Consider the following 1,435-nt stretch of genomic DNA (forward strand, 5'->3'; position numbering starts at 1 on the left):
GGGACTGTCGCGGTAACGGTGTAAACGGCCTGATCGGCCCCGGTGTGTCGGGGCCGGAAAGGTCGCGTGATGACCGAAACTGTCGTGGCTGTGGAGCCATCGCAGAATCCCGATGATGAGGCCGCCGTGGCGGCCATTGATGTCCCGGATAGCCGTGAGGTCGACGAGCTCGAGGTTGCCCGGGAGTTGGTACGCTAGGCCCGCGAGGCCGGCGTATCGCTGACCGGTCCGGGCGGGTTGCTCAAGGCGATGACCAAGACGGTCATCGAGACCGCTCTGGACGAGGAACTGTCCGAGCACCTGGGCTATGACCGTCACGATCCGGCTGGGTATGGCTCGGGCAACTCCCGCAACGGAACCCGGGCCAAGACCGTACTGACCGATGCGTGCGGGCAGATCGAGATCGAGGTGCCGCGCGACCGCGCCGGCAGCTTCGAACCCCAGATCGTCCAGAAGCGCCAACGTCGCCTGACCGATGTCGACGAGGTGGTGTTGTCGCTGTATGCCCGCGGGCTGACCACCGGCGAGATCAGCGCCCATTTCGCCGACATCTACGGCGCGTCGGTGTCCAAGGACACGATCAGTCGGATCACCGACCGCGTGGTCGAGGAGATGACCGTGTGGCACACCCGCCCGCTGGAACGCGTGTACGCCGCGGTGTTCATCGACGCCCTGCACGTCAAGATCCGCGACGGCCAGGTCGGCCCCAGGCCCATCTACGCCGCGATCGGGGTGGACCTGGCCGGGCATCGTGACGTGCTGGGCATGTGGGCCGGCGAGGGCGATGGCGAGTCAGCCAAATACTGGCTGGCGGTACTCACCGAGCTGAAGAACCGCGGGGTGGCCGACATCTTCTTCCTGGTCTGCGACGGGCTCAAAGGCTTACCGCAGTCGGTGGGCGCGGTGTTCCCCGACACTGTGGTCCAGACGTGTGTCATCCATTTGATCCGTGGGACGTTCCGCTACGCCGGGCGCCAGCACCGCGACGCCATTGCCAAGGCGTTGCGGCCGATCTACACCGCGGTCAACGCTGAGGCTGCAGCGGCAGCGCTGGACGCATTCGAGGCCGAGTGGGGTAACCGCTACCCGGCGGCGATTCGATTGTGGCGCAACGCGTGGAGTGAGTTCATTCCGTTCCTGGACTACGACACCGAGATAAGGAAGGTGATCTGTTCGACCAATGCTATTGAATCGTTGAACGCCCGCTACCGCCGCGCCGTGCGGGCCCGCGGTCATTTTCCGACCGAGCAGGCGGCGCTGAAGTGCCTATACTTGGTCACCCGGTCGCTGGACCCGACCGGGACCGGACAGAAGCGATGGACCATACGCTGGAAACCAGCCCTGAACGCCTTCGCGATCACCTTCGCCGACCGCATGCCGGGCAGCGAAACCACCTAACCGAAGATGCCGCTTACACCGTTAATCTGACGGACCC

At 65.1% G+C, this 1,435-nt stretch carries 1 protein-coding gene and 1 pseudogene; both read left to right on the forward strand.

Annotation, left to right across the window (positions count from 1 at the left end; genetic code table 11):
• Positions 1-69: 69 nt before the first annotated feature.
• The gene (locus BHQ18_RS30980; RefSeq protein WP_411550523.1) at positions 70-198 is read left to right on the forward strand and encodes a hypothetical protein; all 129 of its coding nucleotides are present in this window, start codon (positions 70-72) and stop codon (positions 196-198) included.
• Positions 199-1,398 (forward strand): annotated as a pseudogene (locus tag BHQ18_RS28795) (IS256 family transposase); the annotation flags it as partial.
• Positions 1,399-1,435 lie beyond the last annotated feature (37 nt).

It is taken from the genome of Mycolicibacterium flavescens (genome assembly GCF_001722335.1).
Taxonomy (GTDB): domain Bacteria; phylum Actinomycetota; class Actinomycetes; order Mycobacteriales; family Mycobacteriaceae; genus Mycobacterium; species Mycobacterium flavescens.